Source organism: Flavobacterium celericrescens, from assembly GCF_011392075.1.
In the GTDB taxonomy this organism is placed as follows: Bacteria; Bacteroidota; Bacteroidia; order Flavobacteriales; family Flavobacteriaceae; genus Flavobacterium; species Flavobacterium celericrescens.
The window spans coordinates 51235-73307 of sequence record NZ_JAAJBV010000011.1 but is presented as its reverse complement, the minus strand read 5'-3'; the positions used below and the strand labels follow the sequence as shown (position 1 = coordinate 73307).

At 30.3% G+C, this 22073-nt stretch carries 23 protein-coding genes; 11 read left to right on the top strand and 12 right to left on the bottom strand.

Annotated features, from left to right (window positions below):
• Positions 1-148 precede the first annotated feature (148 nt).
• The 5 genes from G4L40_RS12255 (at position 149) to lnu(I) (ending at position 5657) form a co-directional block, all read left to right on the top strand.
• The gene (locus G4L40_RS12255) at positions 149-2164 is read left to right on the top strand and encodes a 3'-5' exonuclease (protein ID WP_317163966.1); all 2016 of its coding nucleotides are present in this window, start codon (positions 149-151) and stop codon (positions 2162-2164) included.
• 182 nt (positions 2165-2346) lie between these two features.
• A complete protein-coding gene (locus tag G4L40_RS12250; protein ID WP_166237482.1) occupies positions 2347-2859 on the top strand; it encodes a hypothetical protein in 513 nt (170 codons plus the stop codon).
• A gap of 5 nt (positions 2860-2864) precedes the next feature.
• Positions 2865-3314, top strand: coding sequence for a LexA family protein (locus G4L40_RS12245; protein ID WP_166237481.1), 450 nt, complete (start codon positions 2865-2867; stop codon positions 3312-3314).
• A 135-nt stretch (positions 3315-3449) separates the two neighbouring features.
• Positions 3450-4709 (top strand): Y-family DNA polymerase, encoded by a 1260-nt coding sequence (locus G4L40_RS12240; RefSeq protein ID WP_166237480.1) that lies wholly within the window; start codon positions 3450-3452, stop codon positions 4707-4709.
• Between the two features lie 177 nt (positions 4710-4886).
• Entirely contained in the window at positions 4887-5657 is a 771-nt protein-coding gene (gene lnu(I) / locus G4L40_RS12235; protein WP_008992950.1) for a lincosamide nucleotidyltransferase Lnu(I), read from the top strand.
• Between the two features lie 204 nt (positions 5658-5861).
• Here lnu(I) and ere(D) read toward each other — a convergent pair whose 3' ends face one another.
• Entirely contained in the window at positions 5862-7088 is a 1227-nt protein-coding gene (gene ere(D), locus G4L40_RS12230; RefSeq protein ID WP_015345560.1) for an EreD family erythromycin esterase, read from the bottom strand.
• Positions 7089-7443: 355 nt separating this feature from the next.
• On the opposite strand from ere(D), the gene G4L40_RS12225 reads away from it, so the two are divergent.
• Positions 7444-8085, top strand: a complete 642-nt coding sequence (locus G4L40_RS12225) for an SOS response-associated peptidase (RefSeq protein WP_166237479.1) — start codon at positions 7444-7446, stop codon at positions 8083-8085.
• On the opposite strand, the gene G4L40_RS12220 is transcribed toward G4L40_RS12225, so the two are convergent.
• Entirely contained in the window at positions 8060-8443 is a 384-nt protein-coding gene (locus G4L40_RS12220) for a hypothetical protein (protein ID WP_166237478.1), read from the bottom strand. The two genes, G4L40_RS12225 and G4L40_RS12220, sit on opposite strands and share 26 nt — an antisense overlap.
• A 126-nt stretch (positions 8444-8569) precedes the next feature.
• Between G4L40_RS12220 and G4L40_RS12215 the strand changes: the two genes are divergently transcribed.
• From G4L40_RS12215 to G4L40_RS12200, 4 genes are all read left to right on the top strand, one after another.
• Complete coding sequence (locus tag G4L40_RS12215; protein ID WP_166237477.1) at positions 8570-9625, top strand: endonuclease; 1056 nt, start codon at positions 8570-8572, stop codon at positions 9623-9625.
• Positions 9626-10910: 1285 nt separating this feature from the next.
• Positions 10911-11333 (top strand): DUF6943 family protein, encoded by a 423-nt coding sequence (locus tag G4L40_RS12210; RefSeq protein WP_235922643.1) that lies wholly within the window; start codon positions 10911-10913, stop codon positions 11331-11333.
• 190 nt (positions 11334-11523) lie between these two features.
• Positions 11524-12201, top strand: a complete 678-nt coding sequence (locus tag G4L40_RS12205) for a hypothetical protein (RefSeq protein ID WP_166237476.1) — start codon at positions 11524-11526, stop codon at positions 12199-12201.
• Positions 12202-12223: 22 nt separating this feature from the next.
• Positions 12224-12520, top strand: a complete 297-nt coding sequence (locus tag G4L40_RS12200; RefSeq protein WP_166237475.1) for a hypothetical protein — start codon at positions 12224-12226, stop codon at positions 12518-12520.
• A 209-nt stretch (positions 12521-12729) separates the two neighbouring features.
• Here the strand turns inward: G4L40_RS12200 and G4L40_RS12195 are convergent, their stop codons facing one another.
• Genes G4L40_RS12195 through G4L40_RS12180 form a run of 4 tightly spaced genes read right to left on the bottom strand, consistent with a single transcriptional unit; the run spans position 12730 to position 14397 of the window.
• Complete coding sequence (locus G4L40_RS12195) at positions 12730-12903, bottom strand: hypothetical protein (protein ID WP_166237474.1); 174 nt, start codon at positions 12901-12903, stop codon at positions 12730-12732.
• Positions 12896-13183, bottom strand: coding sequence for a hypothetical protein (locus G4L40_RS12190; protein WP_166237473.1), 288 nt, complete (start codon positions 13181-13183; stop codon positions 12896-12898). The genes G4L40_RS12195 and G4L40_RS12190 overlap by 8 nt, the downstream gene beginning before the upstream one ends.
• A 30-nt stretch (positions 13184-13213) precedes the next feature.
• A complete protein-coding gene (locus G4L40_RS12185) occupies positions 13214-13606 on the bottom strand; it encodes a DUF5675 family protein (RefSeq protein WP_166237472.1) in 393 nt (130 codons plus the stop codon).
• 32 nt (positions 13607-13638) lie between these two features.
• Positions 13639-14397, bottom strand: a complete 759-nt coding sequence (locus G4L40_RS12180) for a hypothetical protein (protein ID WP_166237471.1) — start codon at positions 14395-14397, stop codon at positions 13639-13641.
• A 785-nt stretch (positions 14398-15182) separates the two neighbouring features.
• Here G4L40_RS12180 and G4L40_RS12175 point away from each other — a divergent pair.
• Complete coding sequence (locus tag G4L40_RS12175) at positions 15183-15800, top strand: hypothetical protein (RefSeq protein WP_166237470.1); 618 nt, start codon at positions 15183-15185, stop codon at positions 15798-15800.
• Positions 15801-15862: 62 nt separating this feature from the next.
• On the opposite strand, the gene G4L40_RS12170 is transcribed toward G4L40_RS12175, so the two are convergent.
• From G4L40_RS12170 to G4L40_RS12145, 6 genes are all read right to left on the bottom strand, one after another.
• Positions 15863-16504, bottom strand: coding sequence for a DUF6266 family protein (locus G4L40_RS12170; protein ID WP_166237469.1), 642 nt, complete (start codon positions 16502-16504; stop codon positions 15863-15865).
• 1088 nt (positions 16505-17592) lie between these two features.
• On the bottom strand, positions 17593-18069 hold the full coding sequence (locus tag G4L40_RS12165; protein WP_166237468.1) for a hypothetical protein: 477 nt from the start codon (positions 18067-18069) through the stop codon (positions 17593-17595).
• A 143-nt stretch (positions 18070-18212) separates the two neighbouring features.
• Positions 18213-18899 carry an N-acetyltransferase gene (locus tag G4L40_RS12160; RefSeq protein ID WP_207785385.1) on the bottom strand — a complete coding sequence of 229 codons (687 nt, stop codon included), beginning with the start codon at positions 18897-18899 and terminating at the stop codon, positions 18213-18215.
• Between the two features lie 7 nt (positions 18900-18906).
• On the bottom strand, positions 18907-19062 hold the full coding sequence (locus G4L40_RS12155; protein WP_165764834.1) for a hypothetical protein: 156 nt from the start codon (positions 19060-19062) through the stop codon (positions 18907-18909).
• Positions 19063-19238: 176 nt separating this feature from the next.
• Entirely contained in the window at positions 19239-21056 is a 1818-nt protein-coding gene (locus G4L40_RS12150; protein ID WP_166237467.1) for a metallophosphoesterase, read from the bottom strand.
• Positions 21049-22071 (bottom strand): hypothetical protein, encoded by a 1023-nt coding sequence (locus G4L40_RS12145; RefSeq protein ID WP_166237466.1) that lies wholly within the window; start codon positions 22069-22071, stop codon positions 21049-21051. Before G4L40_RS12145 ends, G4L40_RS12150 begins: the two co-directional genes overlap by 8 nt.
• Positions 22072-22073 lie beyond the last annotated feature (2 nt).

The following is a 22073-nucleotide window of genomic DNA, read 5'->3' as shown; positions in this document are numbered from 1 at the left end:
ATGTCTTTGATGAAATTCTCTGCTGTTTTTTTCTTAGGTGTTTTCATACTATTTCAAAGTTAATAATTTTTGAAAACACTCTCTTAGTTTTGAACTAAATCAGTCCACTTTTTGCTGACGATTTACAACTAACAATTATCAAAATCCTATTCCACTTAAAGAACAATTTGAAATTTTACCTGAATCATTTTATTACTCAATTTATGAATATTACCAAGATGAATTAAACACTTTAGAAGCATTAGATTTCGATGATTTATTAGGCTTAGCATATGCAAATCTTAAAAATAATAATGATGAAGTAAAATACAATTGGCTTCAAATAGATGAAGTTCAAGATCTAAATCCTTTGCAGTGGGAAATAATTAACAACATAATTAAAAAAGAAACAACGGTAGTTTTATTCGGCGATTATGAACAATCAATATATTCATTCTTAGGTGCAGATATTTCATTTTTAAAATCAATTATTGAAAATTATAGCGTTCATAATTTTGATATTAATTATCGTTCACCATCTTATCTTTTGGAAATATATAAAGAGTTTTCTAAAACTTTTTTTAAAGATGAATGGTCGGTTCCTACTACCGCTAACGAAACTATTGTTCCAGAAAAAGATGCTCTAGTATATCGTAATATTGATGATTTTGATAAAAAAGAAGAAGAATACATTATAAATAAAATACTTCCTTATTATTTAGACAAAGGCACTACAGCTATTTTAGTTCGCTTTAATAATAAAGTAAACGATTTTAGTTATATGTTAGAGAGTAAAGGAATTTCACATTTTAAAGTTTCAACCTCAGATATATTTAAATCAACTTTATTAAAAAGTACTTTACCATTCTTGTCATCTTTAATCAATCCTTATTCTAGAACAAATTGGTTCTATAATATGCAACATTTTCTAAAATTCCCAAATGCTAAAACAGCTACACAGTTTACAATAAACTTATTTAATTCAGGTTTTATTCCATCTGATTTTTTCTTTAATAATGAAAATGTCTTAATTGATTTTAAATATAAAATTCAGAATGAACGAGTTATTGTGTTTGATACTGAAACAACAGGTTTGGATACAAATAATGATGATATAATTCAAATTGCAGGCATCGAATTAATAAATGGTAAAATTGGCCAAACGTTTGAAGTGTTCTTGAAAACGGATAAAGATTTAACTGAAAGTCAAAAAATTCATAAAATAACTAGAGAATATCTAGATGAACATGCAGTAGATAGAAAGATAGCATTAAAACAATTTCTTGATTTTGTGGGGAAAAGCTCATTGGTAGCACATAACTTAAAATATGATAAATCAATTATAGAAAGTAATTTAAAAAGAGAAAATATTGAAAATTCATTGAATACAATTCAATTTGATACCCTTGATATTGCCAAAAGATTATTTCCACGTTTACATAAATACAAACTAGAATATCTTATTGAATATTTAAATATTGAAGGTATAAATTCCCATAATGCATTAGATGATGTAATAGCAACAGCAAATCTTATTATTGCATTAGAAACTCATTTAGAAGCTAAAATTATTGATCAAAAACATTTTCTTTTAGTTAATGAAAATGCAATAAAAAAACTCAAGGAAAATTTCAAAGAAACCTATTGTAAGCATTACAATTTCTTGAAAAGGTATGTTGATTTTAGTAAATATTTTGATTTTCTTTCACAGGAATTAATCATTCAATTAAACTTTAATAAGCCATCAAATTATGATAAGTTATTAAGATATTTTGAATTGAAAATCAAAGAAGATACATTAGAAAATACATTATTGGAATGGTTAGATATTTTAAATACTTTCAAAGAGACTGATTTAATTATTGGTGATGAAAACCTTATAATTTCAACTATACACCGTTCAAAAGGCTTACAATTTGACAATGTATTCATTCCAAATTGTAATGATGGTATTTATCCATTCATTTACGCAGATGAAGAAGAAGACGCTAGATTATTTTATGTAGCACTTACAAGAGCCAAAAAAAGATTAATAATATCATCTCATACAAAAAACCACAAAACAAGTTTCGAATTTAAAGATAATGTTAAAGTGTTTTTACAATACACAAATGTTGAGTGTTCAAAATTTATATTACCAATTAAAAGTTATTTTAATTCAAAAGATATAAATACATCAACCTAAACAAAATTTAAATAAACAATTAGAAAGTCCATTGATTAATTACATAAAATTAACTCATTCAGCTGCACAAAAATCGCTCCTAGTCCAAGTTTTCCTAGCATCAATTCTTTGTTTGCTTCATTTCGTTAATTTTTGCGTTGCTAATAACTTCTTTAGTAACTTTGTATAAAATAGATTTTGATATGAATACTTTTGAGAACCCATATAAAGAACCAGTTCTAATAATTAGAAACAACTTTGATATTCAAGAAGATAATAATAGTTTGGAACTAATAGCTACTAAACTAAATCAAAATCTAAAAGTATTCAGAAACAATAATTTACTAAGGGAAATTGTTACAAACAATCAACTTGAAAGTTTAGAATTCAACTTTCACAATTATGAAGAAAGCAACATCGAACATAAAGTACTAGTTCATGGTGACGAAGCATTCTTATTTCATGAGGAACACATTTATATTCATTTACCTTTTGAATTAGATTATAATTCTTTGTTAGAAATGCACAATACCAATAAGCTAGCGGATGATTCATACTTTAAGTTATTATTTCAAAAAGTAAAGGACCTAGGCTCAGATGCAATTCATATCACAGTTTTTGATCCAGGGAATATGGAAGTCTTAACTGATAAAAATTGGTCAGAGATTGAACAAGTGTTACAAACAAAAGAAGAGTATTTTAAAATTGTATTCTAAGGAAAATGAAACTAAAAAATTTGCATACTACAAAAGTGTTTGACTTTTATACACCTGATTTCTCAACAGAATTGGAATTACCTTATGTTGATGTAGGTATTAGTGCCGGATTCCCTTCTCCTGCAGATGACTTTATTGAGCTAACTATCGATTTAAATAGAGAATTAATAAAACATAAAGACAGTACTTTTTTCGCTAAAGTAAAAGGGGACTCCATGAAAAACGCAGGTATTTTCGATGGCGATTTACTAATCATTGATAAAAGCTTAGAACCGCAAGATGGTAAAATTGCTATTTGTCAAATAGATGGAGATTTTACAGTAAAAAGAATTAAAAAAGAAAATGGAGTAGTTTGGTTAATAGCCGAAAATGAAGACTACAAACCCATTAAAGTTACAGAAGAAAACGAACTAATGATTTGGGGAATCGTAATTCACAGCATTAAAACATTCTAATCACAATTTGTCATACCGAGTAAGCCTGTGCTGAGCATGTCGAAGTATCGAGGAATCTCCTACAAAGTAGGCTATCCTTTTGAACAAAGTTCAAAAAATACTGAATACTAATAACTGAACACTGAACACTAAAAAATGTTTGCCTTAGTTGACTGCAATAACTTTTACGCCTCTTGTCAAAGAGTATTCGAACCACATTTAATTGGAAAACCAGTAGTAATACTTTCCAATAATGATGGTTGTGTTATTGCACGTTCTAACGAAGCTAAAGCATTAGGTATTCCAATGGGTGCTCCAGCATTCGAATTCAAAAAACTATTCGAAGACAACAATGTATTTGTCTATTCTTCAAATTATGCCTTGTATGGTGATATGAGCAGCAGAGTGATGAATATACTTTCAACTTTTACACCCGATATTGAAGTTTATAGTATTGATGAAGCTTTTCTAAAATTTGAAGGATTTGAATTCTTTAACCTGGAAGAATACGGAATAAAAATTCAAAGAACCGTAACTAAAAATACAGGTATTCCAATCAGTGTAGGATTTGCACCAACAAAAGCACTAGCTAAAGTAGCCAATAAAATAGCAAAGAAGTTCCCTGAACGAACCAAAAGTGTCTATGTGATAGATAATGAAGAAAAGAGAATAAAAGCCCTTAAATGGACTAAAATTGAAGATGTTTGGGGTATTGGTAGAAAACACGCAAAACGCCTACAAGCAATAAATGTTTTTAATGCTTATCAATTCACTCAATTACACGATGATTGGGTAAGAAAAGAAATGGCAGTAGTAGGGTTGAGATTAAAACATGAATTAGAAGGAAAACCAACATTAGATTTAGAAACTCCAAAAAGTAAAAAAATGATTGCTACAACAAGATCATTTGAAAAACCAATGACAAAATTGGAAGATATTTCAGAACGTATTGCAACGTTCACAACTTCCTGTTCCGAAAAACTAAGAAGACAAAACAGCCATTGCAACATGATTATGGTTTTTCTTCACACCAATTATTTCAGAAAGGACCAACCTCAATACTCAAGAAATATAGTAATCAATACCGATTTCCCAACAAACTCCACAATCGAGTTAAACAAGTACGCTCAAATTGGATTAAAAGCAATTTTCAAAGATGGCTACAATTACAAAAAAGCAGGTGTAATAGTTATGGGATTAACACCAAACGACCAAACCCAATTATCACTTTTCAACACCTCAAATCCAAAACATCAACCTCTAATGTCAGTAGTAGACAAGCTAAACAAAGCCTACGGTAAAAACAAAATCAAGTTCGCCAATCAATCACTTGGGAGACAATGGAAAATGAAACAAGAAAAATTATCCAAATCATATACAACTAGAATTGATGAAATAATTACAATTAAGATTTAAAAAAAGTTGTATATATTTGATGATATTTACTAGTTGGCGGTAATTTGAAGAAACAATTAACAACGAAAAACATTCAAGAAAATGAAGCTATAAGTAACTGTAAGATAGAATAAGAATTGAAATATCCTTTAATACGCAAAGTAGAAAGGGCGATTGTTAATATTAAAAAATTAGAAAATGACACAGTTACAAATGATTGACAAAACAAAGTCAATAGCTCAAAATGATAAAAATATTTCTGCCGTATTTATGTACGGGTCATTTACCAAAAATGAAGGGGACAAATATTCAGATATTGAATTCTACATCTTCTTGAAGGATAAAGAAAATTTTTCCGCTGAAAATTGGGTAAGCCAAATTCATCCTTTGGCATTATATTTTACCAACGAGTATGGAAGTGAAGTTGCCATTTTTGAAAATATGATAAGGGGGGAGTTTCATTTTTTGACAAACGACCAAATGGAAGTTATCAAATCGTGGGACGGTTTGGTAGAGTTTAGCGACTTTGACAAGATGATTTTAGTAGATAAAGAAGATTTATTGACTAACACGCTCAAAGAAATAAAAACTAAAGTACCTGATCGAACAACAAATGAAAATATCCTGTGGTTGAGCCAATCATTGTTGAATGTTTTACTTACAACAAGCAACTTAATTAAACGACAGGAATTTGCTCACGCTTACCAAAGCTTATCAAATGTTCAAAAATATTTACTTTGGTTAATAAGAATTGAAACATACCAAACCAAACATTGGGAAAGTCCAACAAAAAGCTTGGAAAAAGACATAGACCCAGATTGGTATTCGTTATTTCAGGAGACAACATCAGAATTAGACCCGACAGATATTAAAACAGCTTTCAAGAAGACATTAACATTGACTGAAAAACTTTTTGATAATCTTGGAGTTGAAGCAAAATTAAAGGGGGTATTAAGGAGAATTGAATAAAAAAACTACCGCCAACATTGTATAAGCGTAATGCGGGCTGAACTGCTAAATTTGAGCATTTTTGCTCCTAAGAAACTTTGTGGTGGGCGGACAGTGAATTGCTCCGAAATCCCGCACTACGCTTATACTTGACCGTTATGTGAAAGAATAAAACGGCACCTCCAAAAAAGAAAGTACCGTTTCGAAATCAAATTTACATTATTCTCAATCCACTATTTCTGAAACAGTTGATTTTTCTATTAGGAAAATCCCATCAAAAGAATCTACTATTTCAGTTTTTAGATATATAGAATCAAAACGAATCTTACTACAATTTTTTAATTCCTTACTTTTATTGATTATTAAACAGCATTCTTTTCCTGATAATTCCTGCATAAAAAATTCAACAGAATCCGACTCTGGAGAATCAAGTGGAAATTTATCAACCCTAAAACCAAATTGATAATCATTATCAGGATACAATGCGGCAGTTTCTCCACGTAGATTAGTTATTGCAAATGCTTTGTATTTTTCTCCAAAAGTCATCGAAAGTCTTTGCCCCATTGGATAACAACTAATAAATCCGTCAAAATCGACCGGAGTTTTTTGAATGTGAGCATTGTGGGCAACTAAAATAATCTTTTTACCAAGTGAATTTTTCAAAAACCAATCAATACTTTCTGCCATATACTGGTCTTTTGCTCCCATATCTCCCTCAATTCCCTTTTCAGTAATGAAGCTTTCCATAGCATCAGCATTATAATTCATATAAATCAAGCCTTTAACTTGATGAAGTATCGATTGAAACTCTAAACTTTCCAGTTTTGGTTGAAGAGTGACCAAACGAATGTAAACTTTTAATAGCAATGCTTTTAATTCATTATGTTCAGCTTCATCAAAAAGCGATAAATTTAACGCAAGCTGAGAAGTCGAATAGAAATCAAATTTCTCAGCAAGATTTAAAATCTTCTGTAAGACATCAGAAGAAACGATTGAAAGTCTTTGCAAATAATCAGATACAATACGAAAGTTTGGAAAATAAGAACCTCCATTTTTAGGAATATCCACACCTAAAAAGGTAATTTGATTATTATTGTCTTGATTATACCGACGAAGCCATAGCAAAGTATCTTTAAACTCATTTGGATAATAAAAGTGTGACAGTAACTTATCCAAATCGTCGAATGGAATTTGTGATTTTATCCACTTATCAACTTCTAATCCTTCAGAAAAACCAAACTCAAATGCCAAGGTGTCAAAATCACATTCAGTTACTAAAAACTCAATAACTTGATGCCTGAATGTAAAAAACTCTTTTATGAAATGTGAGTTTTCGCCTAAACCAACAATTGTAGAAGAATCAAAATATTCTCGAAATCGAAAAAGACTTTGTTTTATGGATGTATTATTTTCCGAATTAAACGGAAAAGTTAAGGGTTTTATATTTTTCATTATTACCTTATTTTAAATTAAAAATTAACGTACCAAATAGCAACCGTCTCAAAAAGACGATTTAATAATTTACTTTAATTTTTAATTACCAAGGCTTGCTGAAATACATAAAATGTGAATTATTTGAATACAAAGATACTAAAAATTCCTTCACATAACATCGCATTGGCAAAATGGCAGGTTAAGTGCTAAATTGAAAGTTTCTGCATTTTATTCCGCCGAATGTGTTCCACATTCAGCTTTTTTTAATAATTTAGCTTCTGTGGAAACACATCGGCTACGTCACTGCTAAATTGAACTTTTCGTCCAATTTATCCGCCACTTCGCCAATGCGTTTCCCGTTAAAAATCAAAACATGTGCTTCCATTCAAAACAAACAAAACTAGCTTTAGAAGTCGAAAACAGATTTAAAGCAACTATAGAAAAGAAAGAACTTTTCAAATCTTCTATGGATATAAATGGTTTTGATTTTGGAATAAACCCTGTTATCACAGATGAAAACCCTAATCTAATTAAACATTTCAATTGGGGTTTAATTCCTTCCTGGTCTAAAGACGAAGACATTAAAAAACTAACATTAAATGCACGAATAGAAACAATAGAAGAAAAACCATCATTCAAAAATTCTATCAATAAAAGATGTTTGGTAATCGCAAATGGTTTCTATGAATGGCAATGGCAAGACAGTAAAGGCAAAAATAAAATCAAGTACGAAATTGGTATCGGTAATGAAGATTTATTTGCCTTTGCAGGAATCTATTCACAATGGGTAAATCAAATCACTGGAGAAATTAAAGACACCTATTCCATAGTTACCACACAAGCCAATCAACTAATGGCAGAAATTCACAACACCAAGAAAAGAATGCCAATCATTCTAAAACCAGAAGACGAATCCAAATGGTTACAACACGATCCTATCAGTAATTTCGCATATCCTTATGAAGTAAATTTAGTTGCAAAAGCTTATCCTACTGATATAATAACTCTATGGTAATTTCTTCTTTTATAAATCCTTTTTCAGTAATAATGGTAGTCCAATAAGGAGCTTTTGTAGTTATAAGATTAGAATAAGCAACAAGCACTTCTTCTTTTGAACTTTCTAAAGTTAAACCCAAATCTTTATTGTAAGCAATAATTCGAAAGAAAACCCCATCTAATAATAAATCATCTTGATTATCCGCTGTATTATCAGGAGCAAAACCAAAATAGGTAATATCAGTATTAGGATCGTTTAAAACATCTAATACATCTTGTTTTACAGTCAAAAACAAAACTTCATCAATGATATCTTTTGGTACAATAAAATCTTTCGCTTCTACAGTTAATGAATATTCAATTTTCTCATTATTCATAGTATAATTTATAAAATAAAATAAGTAGTTTAAGTATATAGAGTTATTTCAAAACTAAACAAAATGATTGAGAATTTAATTTTTTACACTAAATTTGAATAAATCAAAGCAATTAAAAGTAAAACTATGCTTAAAAAACTACTCTTTCTACTTGTCCCAACATTATTCTATGCCCAAATTCCAGCATATTATTCTACAATTGATTTTAGTCAAGAAGGTGATTATTTAAAAAACCAATTGACTACGCTTATAACAAACACACATACTACAAACCTACCCTATACAGCAACAGGCGTTACAGATACTTGGGATGCATTATATCAAACCGATTTAAACCCAAGTAACACAAACAATGTGCTTTTAGTTTACGGTTGGAATGATACTGATGCAGATATTACAAACGATTATTCCAGAGCTCAAACGTCTTCTTGTCATACATCTTCTTGTAGTGGTTTATGGGTAAGAGAACATGTTTACCCTCGTTCATTAGGTACACCTAATCTTGGTTTTGAATTCGCAGGTGCCGATGCACATCACTTGCGTTCTATTGATAGTGATAGAAACAATTCAAGAAGTAATAGAAAATTTGAAGAGGGTAGTGGGATTAATATGTCATACATTACACTAGCAGGGAATTGGTACCCAGGTAATGAATGGAAAGGTGATGTAGCTAGAATGATTATGTATATGTATGTTCGCTATCCATCGCAATGTTTACCAAACAATGTTGGTGTAGGTAGCACATCATATTCCAATTATGGTGATATGCCAAACGTATTCTTAGATTGGAATGCACAAGATCCAGTTTCACAATATGAAATAAATAGAAACAACATTCTCAACACCATACAAGGTAACAGAAATCCTTTCATAGACAACCCATATCTAGCAACTATCATTTGGAATGGACCACAAGCAACAGATACTTGGGGTGTATTATCAGCAGATGAATATACACTTTCAAACAATCTAATTTACCCAACAATCACAAAAGATTATATTTTCATCAATAATGTTGAAAATAAGCAATATAACTATTCAGTTTACAATACTCTAGGTCAATTAATAACTACCAATACTACAAACAATACAATAGATTTATCAGGCAATTCAAAAGGCATCTACTTTATTACACTACAGTCAGAGAATAAAACCAAATCTTATAAAGTAATTTTGAACTAGTAGCGAAAGGCTCGGGCATTCTTGGTTTCCATTTTCCCGCTATCCGTTAAACACGGTATCACTTCTATCGGGGCTAGTAAGTAAGCAAATGGCTTTCTTGTTTTCTTTATTTTAAATAGGAACGCTTCGCTAAGTTATTTGCGCCCACCCAATCCAACGCTCCCCACCGCACTAGTGGTATTTTGTGTGTTTTTAGCACTTGTTTTACCCTAAGTAAGTCAATAAAAAAAGGCTCCCTGTTTTCCCAACCCCTCGCGCACAGTCCGCCTTTTTTTATCCACTTACACCCAATTCAAAAAACAAACGCTAAAAACACACAAAAACCACTCCCAAGCTATATTTACATAATAAGCGTTATAATGCCTTCCATCTCCCAATGCTACGCCAACGGCAGTTATAACAGTTATTATGTAAAATATCCACTCCCAGCCGCACCCACCCGAAAGAACATAGGAACGCTAACGCTGTCGTAATTTGCATTGTTTTTTGAAAATGCCTCCCATTTCCAGTTCACTTAAAACTAAAAACTAATCACTGAATACTAACAAGGCATTATCAAAAATCAAATTTCCCCACAAGAGTATGGTTTTCTTTTTTATTTTTTTTCAAAAAGATATATTGTCAAACCGTGCGTAGTCGAGGTCGACCAGCAAAAAAAAGAAAAACATACCCTTGTTCCGCTACTGCCCAATCACTAGGAAGTATCACATTGTTTTTTGAAGATGCTTCCCATTTCCAGTTCACTGACCACTAAAAACTGACCACTGAACACTTTCAAAGCATCCTCAAAAATCAAACTATCACAAGAGTGTGTTTTTCTTTTTTCTCATCTTCACAAAGACAAATTGTCAAACCGTGCGGAGTCGAGGACGTCCAGCAAAAAAGAAAACCACACCCTTGTTCACGTGTCCCGATTGAATACCCCTAAAACCCCATTTCATAAGAAAATCAGGGTAAACATTTTTACAAAAAAAAGGATAAAAAAGAAGCCAAAGGTTTGTTCCGGGTATTCAAAAAAGCAAGTTCAAGCCTTCGGTTCCGGATAAAATCTCCACCCTTGCATTTCCAGTTGAATAGTCACTTATCACTAATTACTAATCACTCATTAGGGTAGTATTTTATCCGAAAAACTTGCTTTTTTGAAACCCTCCACAAGGCAAAACGGCTTTCTTTTTTTTCCTTTTTTCTTTTGCAAAAATGTGTGTGGGGCATCTCGGTTTTCATTCATATTTCGGGCAATCACGAAGGAAAGACGAAGGAAATTAACCTTTTAAATCCTTGTATTATGGACACAATTTTTATCAAATCCCACCGTGCCGGCATGAACTATGCCAAACCGCATTTTTTCGTTTTAAACAAAGGATTAAACAGCGGCAAACCGCATCACGAAGCCTACACAAATAGCTTTGTATTAATCTTCCAAACCGAAGAACAAAAAGAAGACGTGTACTGGATAGCTATGAGCCTCTGGAAATCCAAATTCTGGCACCAATATCTGAGAGGTTCTGTAATTCCTTTCTTATCGCTCTATGAATTCAAAAAAGAGTTCAACCCAAGGGCAACACGATTAATGCGAGAACACGAGCTGCATAAAAAAAACATTCAAGCACTAAAGCTGCTGCAAGAACAGGAAAACCACCACAACAAAAGCATCCACCTCATCAACGAGCTCAAAAACGCCATTATGATGAGGTATAGAATGAAGTAATACAAAGCCTGGACAAACTTGTCTGGGCTTTTTTAATGAAATTGGATAGAAATTAAAAAAATGTATTTATATTTGAAAAACGCTGCAAACTAGCGCATATACATCCAAAATTGGTTATGTTGGCGCTATTTTGTAGCGCATATCAACGAATTAGCTTAAAATATAAAGAAAAGTACATAAATTAACACTTATGAAAGAACAAATTCAAGAGATATTTAAATCAAAAGACTTGAAAGAAATTTCTATTGAACTTGTTGAAAAAGTTTTAGATGACCAAATAACCGAGGAAATTGTTAAAGAATTACCAATACTTAAGTCAATTGTAGCTGTAAAAAATGTCTACAACTCATATACTGATAGAATTTTCATAAAAAAAGCTATGAATGTTCTTCTTGAGCTTGGTGATTTAAATGAAGATGAAAAAAACACTTTACTAGATGATTTAGATGATGAAGATGAATCATCTGTTGAAAAAATTTTAATGGCAATTGATAAATTAGAAAACATAAAAAAATGTAAAGTTTTCGGTCGACTATGTAAATTAAAAGCTAAGGGTGAATTTTATTCTGATCACTTTTTAAGATTGACTAACTTAATACAAACAGCATACATTGATGACTTGCTATTGATAAAAGAATTCAGACTAAATGAAAGAAAAGAAATTTTTGAAGAAGAATATTATCCATTAATTAATTTGGGGCTGATATTTCAAGAACGTTCAGAACAAACTCCAATAGAAAGAAATCACCAATATGAGGAATATGATCCAGAATTCAAAGGCGGAGAAATTAAATTCTACTATAGATTAACCGACATTGGCGAATTTCTTTATAATTATTACAATCAACTTTTTCCTGAAAATTTATAATTAACAACAAAAATTAAATGTTATGGTACTACTATTTTTTTTACTTATTGTAGCAATAATAATTATATATAAACTGAATGACAAAGTTGAGGATGACAAAGTAATTAAGAGTAATTATAGTTGGAAAGAGGAAATTCTTTCTTTAAAAGAATCTATACAAAATCTCGAATCTAGAGAAAATGAATTACGTCAAAAAAATATGATTGATGAAATAAACAGAAATAAAGAAAAAATTAAAGAATATAGAAATAAAATAATAAAATTAGATACTTATATCTACAATAACGAAAAATATCTAAAAGAGAAAGGACGTATTTAAAAAAACATCTGCTAAACAGGTTTCACGTTATTTCGGGTTTTGCGCTTTATTTAAGGTTTATTTTTTTTTGAAATTATTGCATAATCAAAAGTTACGGCTTCTTTAATCCGCTACAGACCTAAAGCCTGGTAACGTTAAAATCAAAAAAGCCTAATCTATTACGATTAGGCTTTCTCACACTCAGTAAAGGTTACCAATCAAAACTGAGCTTATTTCTTTTTTGAGGTGAGGCGTTTTAATAACACCGTAACACCAAAACTCACTACTGCTCCAATAAAGGCTAAAAGGATTGTTTTTAAGACATCTGCTGAGGTTAAATTGGGTATAACACTCAGTGCAAATCCTCCAAAAGTTCCTGCCCTCAAAGTTAAAGAATTATCCATTCCCTCCAACGTCAGTTTCTGGCTTAACCTCATTTTTTTTATTCCCTCGGGTGTCATCCTGAGCTTGTCGAAGGCTTTTATCTTCCACAGTAATTTGGCTTACTGCTGATAAAACACCGCCTGCAACGGCAGCATAACCCGCAACGGTTACAACAACAGCAGGTAAAGCTACTGGAGCAGCTACAATGCTTCCACTTACTGCTAATAAGGCTAATCCAATGGTGCGCAACACCTTAAAAAATTTCGGAGTGGGTGCCTTAGCACGTTCTACTACGTTCATAATCTTTCTTTTTCTAATCCTGTAAAGGATCTATTGTACAATCAATTCTACACTTTCTTTATTGTCCAAAGCTTTATAAACCAAGTCCTTCAACTTCGTAAAAGCCTTTCTAGATAGCAAACCTAAACCAGGTCCAGAAAGTTTCGTAACAGGAGCAATACAGCCACGCAATTCCTTTTGCGCATTATTGGCAGGATGTATCAAAATATACGTTCTATTCGGCACATCCACCAATTCCAAATGCCATTTGTATTTCGCACTATATCGCTTTCTAATAAAATATTTCCCTTCCGGAATACAGGAAATGTTTCTTTCATTTCGTTTCCACGGCAATTCAATCGTATAACCAATCAATTTACCTTCACATTCCAATTTTCCATTCGTTCCTTCAGGGAAATAAGTTCTTGTCAAAAACAGTATCATACTGACCACTTAAAACTGATCACTGACCACTATTAAACACCTCCATCAACCGCCACAATTGATAACGGGTTAAAAGCGCCATTTTTCAACGGATACATTTGCCCATTAATTTGTTGGTAAAACTCCACACCAAGAGCCAATACCATTGGATGCGTAGAGCTCGCAGTAACCGCATTACTCAAGTTAATCACAGCTGTAGCTGTAGCATCCCAAGGTAAAATCGCAGTTTCAGAAGTAGCCACTTCATAAGATTCTCCAGTAAAGTCAATTGCAGCTCCACCAGAAATCACTTTAAAGTGAGTAGTTCCACTAGGAGCAGCAATCATATTAGCAGGAACAAAAGAAGGAATAGCCACAGCCAAAGTTCCAGCCACACGATCAATAGTTGAGGTGTAAGGAGCAAACAACGAAGTCCCTAATTTCCCACGAATATTAAATTCAAAACCAAGAACCAATTCAATTTCCCCATCAATTACATTACGTAATCCTCTATCACTCACCGCATCCATTTGGATAACTTTCACCATACGTTGCGTCAAACGACTCACCATTCTACCATCCGCAGAGTTCAACAACAAAGGGCGTAAAGCAGTTCTCAAAAGCTTACCTGCTTTTCCAGCTCTACCAAATTCAGAACCGTTCTCACGCGTTCTTTGAAACGCAGGGTCACTAGCAATTCTACTAGCCTCAATTCCACCTTTCTCACGAGCTAAATGCCCATCCTGTGTTTTGTAAAAAGTAATATCCCCGATAGTACCTTTTAACTTAATTATGCCTTTCTGTCTAGCCATAACATCAAAATTTTAGTTCAACATTTTTTCACTTTCATAAATCATTCAAAACTCGGTTGCAACACTTTCTGAAATAATTACACCGCAAATTTCCCACACAAAATCCATTAAAAAACTCAAACCATTCCAAATGTCATAATATGTCCTTATTTGTCATTAAATGACTTATTTAAGAATCAAAACTTAATTCCAATCAACGTTAAATGAAAAGATTAATTAAGTAACTTTAACCTATCTCAAAGCCAACTCAAAAGCAAGGTTAAAGTATGAATCAGGTACCAAAACGAGTTTGTATCTATCCAAAGGACATACAACGCATTACAGGTAAAAGCTATCGTCAAAGCATAAGAATATTAAATGAAATAAGAAAGTCGCTTAGAAAGCCTAAAAATAGCCTTGTAAGTATAGAAGAGTTTTGTTTGCATACTGGCTTAAATATCGAACATGTTTTACCACTGATTGATTAGCAACATCAACTTATTTAATTTTTAAACAAGTTTATTATAATGTTTAATCTAAAAATTGTATATTTGTATACTTTGAATTTAGATTAGTTTGACCAAAATATAAAAGGAGTCACTTGAGGAGTCACTTAAAACACATACTTTGAAAGGTATTGATTTTATTAGTGAATTTTGATTTTAACGAATCCCTCTTTCTCCGCAGAATTAAAACCCTAACGATTGATTATCAATTAGTTAGGGTTTTTTATTTGTATTTTATCCCCACATTATCCCCACAATTATTGTGTTTTTTATTTACTATTTTTATAAAAAATATTAATTATGGAAGCACAAGTGTCAGTAAAACAAATAATTAGAGATTTTATCTATATCGGTAAACAATTAGATCATCTTTTTAAAGATAGGTTAGAATACAAACTAATTATTGATTTTATTCTTGCTAAAGACTATTTGAATGAAGAATTAGATTTGAGGCTTCCCAAAATGAAGGAAGTTGAAGAAGCTACAGGTTTGAAATCTCATACATTAAGAAAGCTATTACTTAAAATGCACTCTGAAATATTTACTTATGAGCGTAAATTAAATTTGAGCTTCAATAAAGTAATTTACCAATTCAATATTAAGTTTTACAATAATCATTGTTTCTTTAGAGTTGATAAATTACCCCATTTACCAAAAATTGGAGAGTCAGTAAGTTTGCCATTTATCAGTGCTTCGATACCAATTAATTATTTTTACGTTGATAATATCCAACATGAGTTTGAAAATGACTGCCAAATTATCGATATTACGCTAAAAGTAGGTAGTTACAGTCCTTATTATCATTATATGAAAGATAGAGCTTTAGAGTTAAGAGAAATAAGTCAAAGGGAAATGTATGATTTAAGTGAAAGCCAGATTAAAGAAATAATTTACAATAAAACTCCTTATTATCGGTAACACTACAACAATAAAAAAACCACCCTTTAAGAGGTGGTTTTGGAAATAAGTATTTACTAAATTTATGAAGCCGTACCAGAGCCAATGTAAATACTATTTGATAATTGTGTTTCTTCAAAATTCATAAAAGAAATGAACATGTGTAATTCATCACCTGAATAACTATTCGGAATAATTACAGTTTGAGATAAATCCGCTCTAGCAGCACCTTCTGTTAAGTAAACGCTTTCTCCTTTTAAGGGGTTAAAAGCTACTACCATAACTTTATCAGTTGCTAACGCATTACCTTCAGCTGAGTTATCATCCCAACTAAATTGAACTTGTCCAGGTGTTGTTAAATCAAAAACAGGGTTTAAAGCTCCTGCTAAATTACCTCTTGATAATAACGCCATTGAATAGTCAATTTCAAAATCAGGTGATACCCCTGTAATTGCATTATTCAGAATGTAAGACATCGCACTATTAAACTGCGACTTCTTTACTGCATAATTTTTATACCCAATCTTAATGAAATTTAAGTTAGGTTGTAAGAACCTCAACACTAAAGCAAATTTTGTTCTTTGATTTACTTGCAATAATGTTCTCGGATTTGCTACACTCTGAGGCTTAGCTCTAATGTAATCAATTCCTTTCCATCTTGAACCAACTACGTTGGCTACTTTTCCTGATACCCCTCCAAGAATACCTCTACCAATTTTACCCATATCTATACAATTTTAAAATTAAAAATTCAATTATGTGAGCTTGGTACGGCTTTGGTATTGATTTTTACATGTTCAAAATTATTATTTCCTAATGTATTTTTTTTAAACTCAAATTGTAATGTTAAAATTTGTTATTAATTATCATAAATTGTTAGTATTCAGATTTAAGAAGAAGGAAATTATTTTTTTATCCATTCCACTATTGCAAGTAAGCCTGTAACTTTCCATTCAGAAAAAAACTTTCCGAGTGGTTGGAATTGACGCTGTTTTTTTTGAAAGAATGCCTACCGATAAATATCAATCGGAGTGAAAAACGTCTGGCATTATTTTAAAAAAAATTGCACCCTAAGGGGTTTGGGGAAATGGGAGATTTCCCCAACTGTACTTTACCGAGTGCGTTGGCAGTAGCGGAACAAGGGTATAGTTTTTTATTTGCTTTACGAGATTTTCTGATTGTTTTTATTGACGGCTTGATGCTAGACACTTCTTTTTAAAAACGGGTTTATATGTTTATTTAATTGTTTTATTGACATTGCTTAGCATCAAGACGGCTTAAAGACAATTTACTACCAATTTTCTGGCAAATAAAAAACTATACTCTTGTGGGCAATTTTGATTTTTGAGGATGCTTGAATGTTCTTGAGGATTTATTACAAGATTATGAGTTCTTATGAAAATGGTAAGCATCTTCAAAAAACAATGAAAATACTATTCCTATTTCGGGCGGGTGCGGCTGGGAGCGGATATTTTACATAATGAAATTATAGTTCTAAAAAAATTCCAATAAAAATATTAACGCTTTTTTTTGAACTATAATGTTGCCATCATTATGTAAAATAGCTTGGGGTGGTTTAGCATTGGGAAAAACAGCTCTTGTTTTTTGGGATGGGTGTAAGTGGATAAAAAATGGCTTACTGTGCGCGTGGGGTTGGAAAAACAGAAAGCCATTTTTTATTGACTTACTTAGGGAAAACAAGTGCTGTTCTCGGTAGGGAAAGCCACATGTGCGGCGGGGAGCGTTGGACTGGGTGGGCGCAAATACGTCAGCGATAGCGTTCCTATCTTAGTTTTTGTATCAGGATAATTTACTAATATAATTTAAAAATGCTTTTTAGATGTTTATCTCTATTGGTATTTATTGAATTAAAGTAAGGTTTAGCATTTAGTAATTTTGTATTGTTTATTTGTATTGTTTTATCTTCAAATTTAAAGTTTCTATCTATAAAATGTTCTGGGGTTATTATTTTAGAGTCGATAGCAATTGCAAAAATTTCAATAGTAAGTTTATATTTCTGTAAACTTGTGTTGTGAATGTTTTTACCTATATTTTTAGACAAATTCAATAAATAGTTAGTTTCTTCATTAGTTAGTTTTTTTTCATCAATTATTAGTGGTTTACCGAAAGTAAAGAACAAGTCTAAATTCACAAAGCATACATCTGTTTCTTCAATTAACCATACTAAATAAGGAATATCTAAAAGAAAAATCCATTTAAAAGGTTCCCCATTTTGTGAACCAAAATCTATTGAATCATTTGTATCGATTAATTTATATTCACTTGCCATATACTTTACCAAACAATTAAAGTTTTTTTACTTAAACGAATTTAAATATTTTATTTTGAAATTAACGAAATGAAGCAAACAAAGAATTGATGCTAGGAATACTTGGACTAGGAGCGATTTTTGTGCAGCTGAATGAGATAATTTTAAGAAAATAATTTTCTAAAAAAATCAGCTATTGTTGACCAGATGCTTTTATTGGTTTCGTTGTTGGTTTGATTTGATTCACGAGAAAGAACGATTAAATCATAATACATAAGACGTGTTTCTAATGAATCTTCTGGTTTAAGACCTGTAAATTCTTTCTCTTGATCTTCTGTACTAAAAAGAGGTACAAATTCATTATCAGCGTAGTATTTTAATGGGCCTGGAGTATTATATGAATCAACAACAATAAAACGACAACCTGTTTTATTAGCTCCATCAATGAACCAAGATTTTATAAAATCCATTAATTGTTTGCCGGTTCTTTCTGTTTCTCCTTGAATGAAACGATAATTTCTATTTACACCTAAACGACCAATTAATACAGCTGGATAAGACCTCATTTGTTTTTGACGAGGTATTTCTTGTATTACTTTCTTTTTTCTTGAATTTGGTAAGTGAGTTGTTTTGATACTATCATTTGAAATAGTAAAAGCACAAACTATAATTTTAGGATTTTCATCTAAAGTAAAACAATAGGTTTTTCCTAATAACTCAGATTGATAATTTAAAGCATCGTCACGAAAGAAATCGTTTAAATCGGCATTATCACAATCAAAAGTATCACAAAAAGCCAATAATTGAGCATTATAGACTTGAAGTGTACATTTATCAAGTAGAAAACCCAAGGTGAAATTACAGTTTTGCTTTAGCTAAAATTTTAGACGCAACATTGGCTTGCTTGGAAAAATCTACAGAAGATTTTTTTGCAGTATTACCACTAATTCTATCTACAAAAGCTTTAGCAGCTTCACTTTTAAGAACTGGTATTGATTTAATTGCAATTGCCATAGTAATTTTTGTTTTGTTTCGTTATGCAAAGATATGAAAAATATAATACTTACAACATCTGTTGTAACTTCTTCAATTCTAACTCACTTTGCTTGTATTTATTTAACGCAATAATCTCATTAAAGTTACAAATGAAGTGTTAAAGTTTATATATGTCTTCTGCTTAATAAATTATTTTATTTATTAATATATTTTGATTCATCATAAAATAGATTAACACAACTTAAATTATCCTTGTAGATAAAGCATTCATCTCTAAAGTCTTTACCATATGGACATTTTTCAACTTTAAGACTTTTTACTGTATAATACTCAATATTATTAATTTCCTCATCATTTTCTATATCATAACCTGAAATTGTCTTAATAAAATCATAGTTTAATATATTGTAGTTTAACTTAGAATGCCCTGTATAAAGTAAAGAGACTACATATATATTCTCTACATTTTTAAAAAATTCAAATTGCCTTTTTTTAATTAATTTTCTAATTGTTCTACCATCGTTAACAACATCTGTGATTATAAGTATGTTTTTGTAATCATTATTGCTGTTATCAAAATTTAGTTGATTTTCATATTCATGATGTTCATCATGACGATATGAGTATGGTAAAAATGAATAAGGTTTATTAAATTTAATTGCCGCTTTTGATGATATTATATTTCCTTCATAACCTAAACCAATAATTAAATCTATTTTTTCAACTAAATTTTTATTTTCTATTACATCAATAATTGCATTTTTTACAAAATCTAAATTTTCTTTATTTTCAATAAGTTTTGATACATCAATCCAATTATGTGCTCTTGATGTTTCACTCCAATGAAAATGACCTGAATGAAATAAATTTAAGTTTTTTATTTTGTCATATAAAACGTCACTATACTTTTCATTGTAATAAACTTTAATTTGAGATGATATAGAACTAATTATGCTTTTCTCAACTTCTTCTGATGATGTTACAACTTCTTCACTAGGTAATTCTTTATACTCATCAATTAAAGGAGGTTTAACAATTGATATTTCAAAAACATCTTCTTGTCGTGCTTTTATATTAGTCCTTTTTTGCCAATAATACTGGTCGTCATTTAAACCAGTTTTTTGAAGACCGTAAATATTATTTTGTAAAATAATATTTTCTGAATTTTGCAATTCATATATTTTAAAAGCTGAATCATAATTTTTTGAAGATATAGTTCCAGAATCAGAAATTAATAAATCACCTGTAATTTTTTTACAACTACTTGTATGCTCATTTCCAGAGAAAATAAATTTAATACTATTTTCCTCTAAAACAGTCAAGAATCTACCTCTATTAACAATCTCCCATTGTCCTCTATTTTTATCTTCGTATGAAGAAGTTATATTATGATGACAGCAAGCTATATATTTTAGATTGTCATTATTCTCAATCTTTAGCAATTCTTCTTTAAATTTTTCAATATCTATTTTACCTTCAATATTTTCTAAATCTATTAAATGAGATGAATTTATACCTAAAAATAAAATTTTATCTTCAAAATTTAAAATATCAAAAATTACTTTATTAGAATCAAAAGGTTTATCTAACAATTTAAAATAAAAATCGCTAAAATTTTTAAACTTACATTCGTTTAATTCTTCAATAGAGTAACTTTCTTTTGAATATTTTAAATCCTCAATACTTTTTCGATTTATATCATGGTCACCTGGTAATAATAATATATTATCTTTATTAATATCAAGTTCTTTGATTATTAAACTAATATAATCAAATGCATAATCATATTCTAATTTTGCTCCACAATCAGTAATGTCACCTGTAATGAGTAGATATACTTTATTTTTACCACATTCTTCTTTCGCAGCAATAATAAATTTATCAATAAAATGTTTTGATAGTTCTTTTGAATCTGGAATTTTTAGATAAGAATCCTCATTAACTCTTTCTCCTTCGAGTTTGTTTTCTAAAGATACATGTAAATCTGAAATATGTAAAATTAAACTATTCATTAAGTGACTTTAAATTAGTGTATATAAAATATTCAAGCTCTTGGTTATTATTTTCAGTAATCGAAAATACAGAAATTGTTCTATCAATATTTTCTAATTTTAAATCCTCTCTATTAAGTGTCTCAACTTTTACTAAAGATACATTACCTAAATATTTTCCACCTGAAAACTCTATCAAATTTTTAGTTATTTTAACTTCAGTACCAAGACAAACTAAATCCGAAACAACAATATATTTACTTTTCTCAAAATTATGTTTGTCGATTTTATTATAAAGCTTCGTTATAGGTCCAATTTTATCAAATACAACAATATCAAGATTTAATAATTTTGATAATACAGAAACAATAAAAGTACTTGTTAGACTTTGTCCAACTAAAATTGGGTTGTTTAATAATTCCTTTTGCCATTTATCTTTTATTTTGATTGCAAGCCTATACAAAGCATAATATATAAATGGTCTTTCATTACTTATTATTTTTTTTAAATCAATAAATGAATTAAGATAAACAAAAGACGAAGCATGTTGTTTGTTGTAAACTTTGCTGTATTTCTTTAGTATAGACTTAAATTTTTCATAAAATAATTTTTCACTCTTTATTTCTATTTCATAAATTTCGGATGCCTCAACTGAAAAAAAATAAAATTCGTTATATCCATTAAATTCATTTAAAACATTTTTTGGATTGTCTATTGATTTTAAAGATAAAGGCTTTTTAATTTTTTCAGAAATATTAATAAATATAAGTTTAAAACCTAAATCTCTAATATCTGTAATTTTATCAATTATATTAGCTTGAACATGTTCCAAATTTTTAAAATCTAAAACAATATATTTTTGATGAATCTTATTTAATCCTTTTATAAAATTAAAAATCCTATTAACGGTTTCAAATTGTAAACTTTTAATGTAAATTCCTTGATTGCCATCATTTAAATAGCTTGATGAGATAACTTCTTCAGCATGTAAATTGAAGTAGTTATATAACGGAGTTTCTATATGCGATATAATCATAA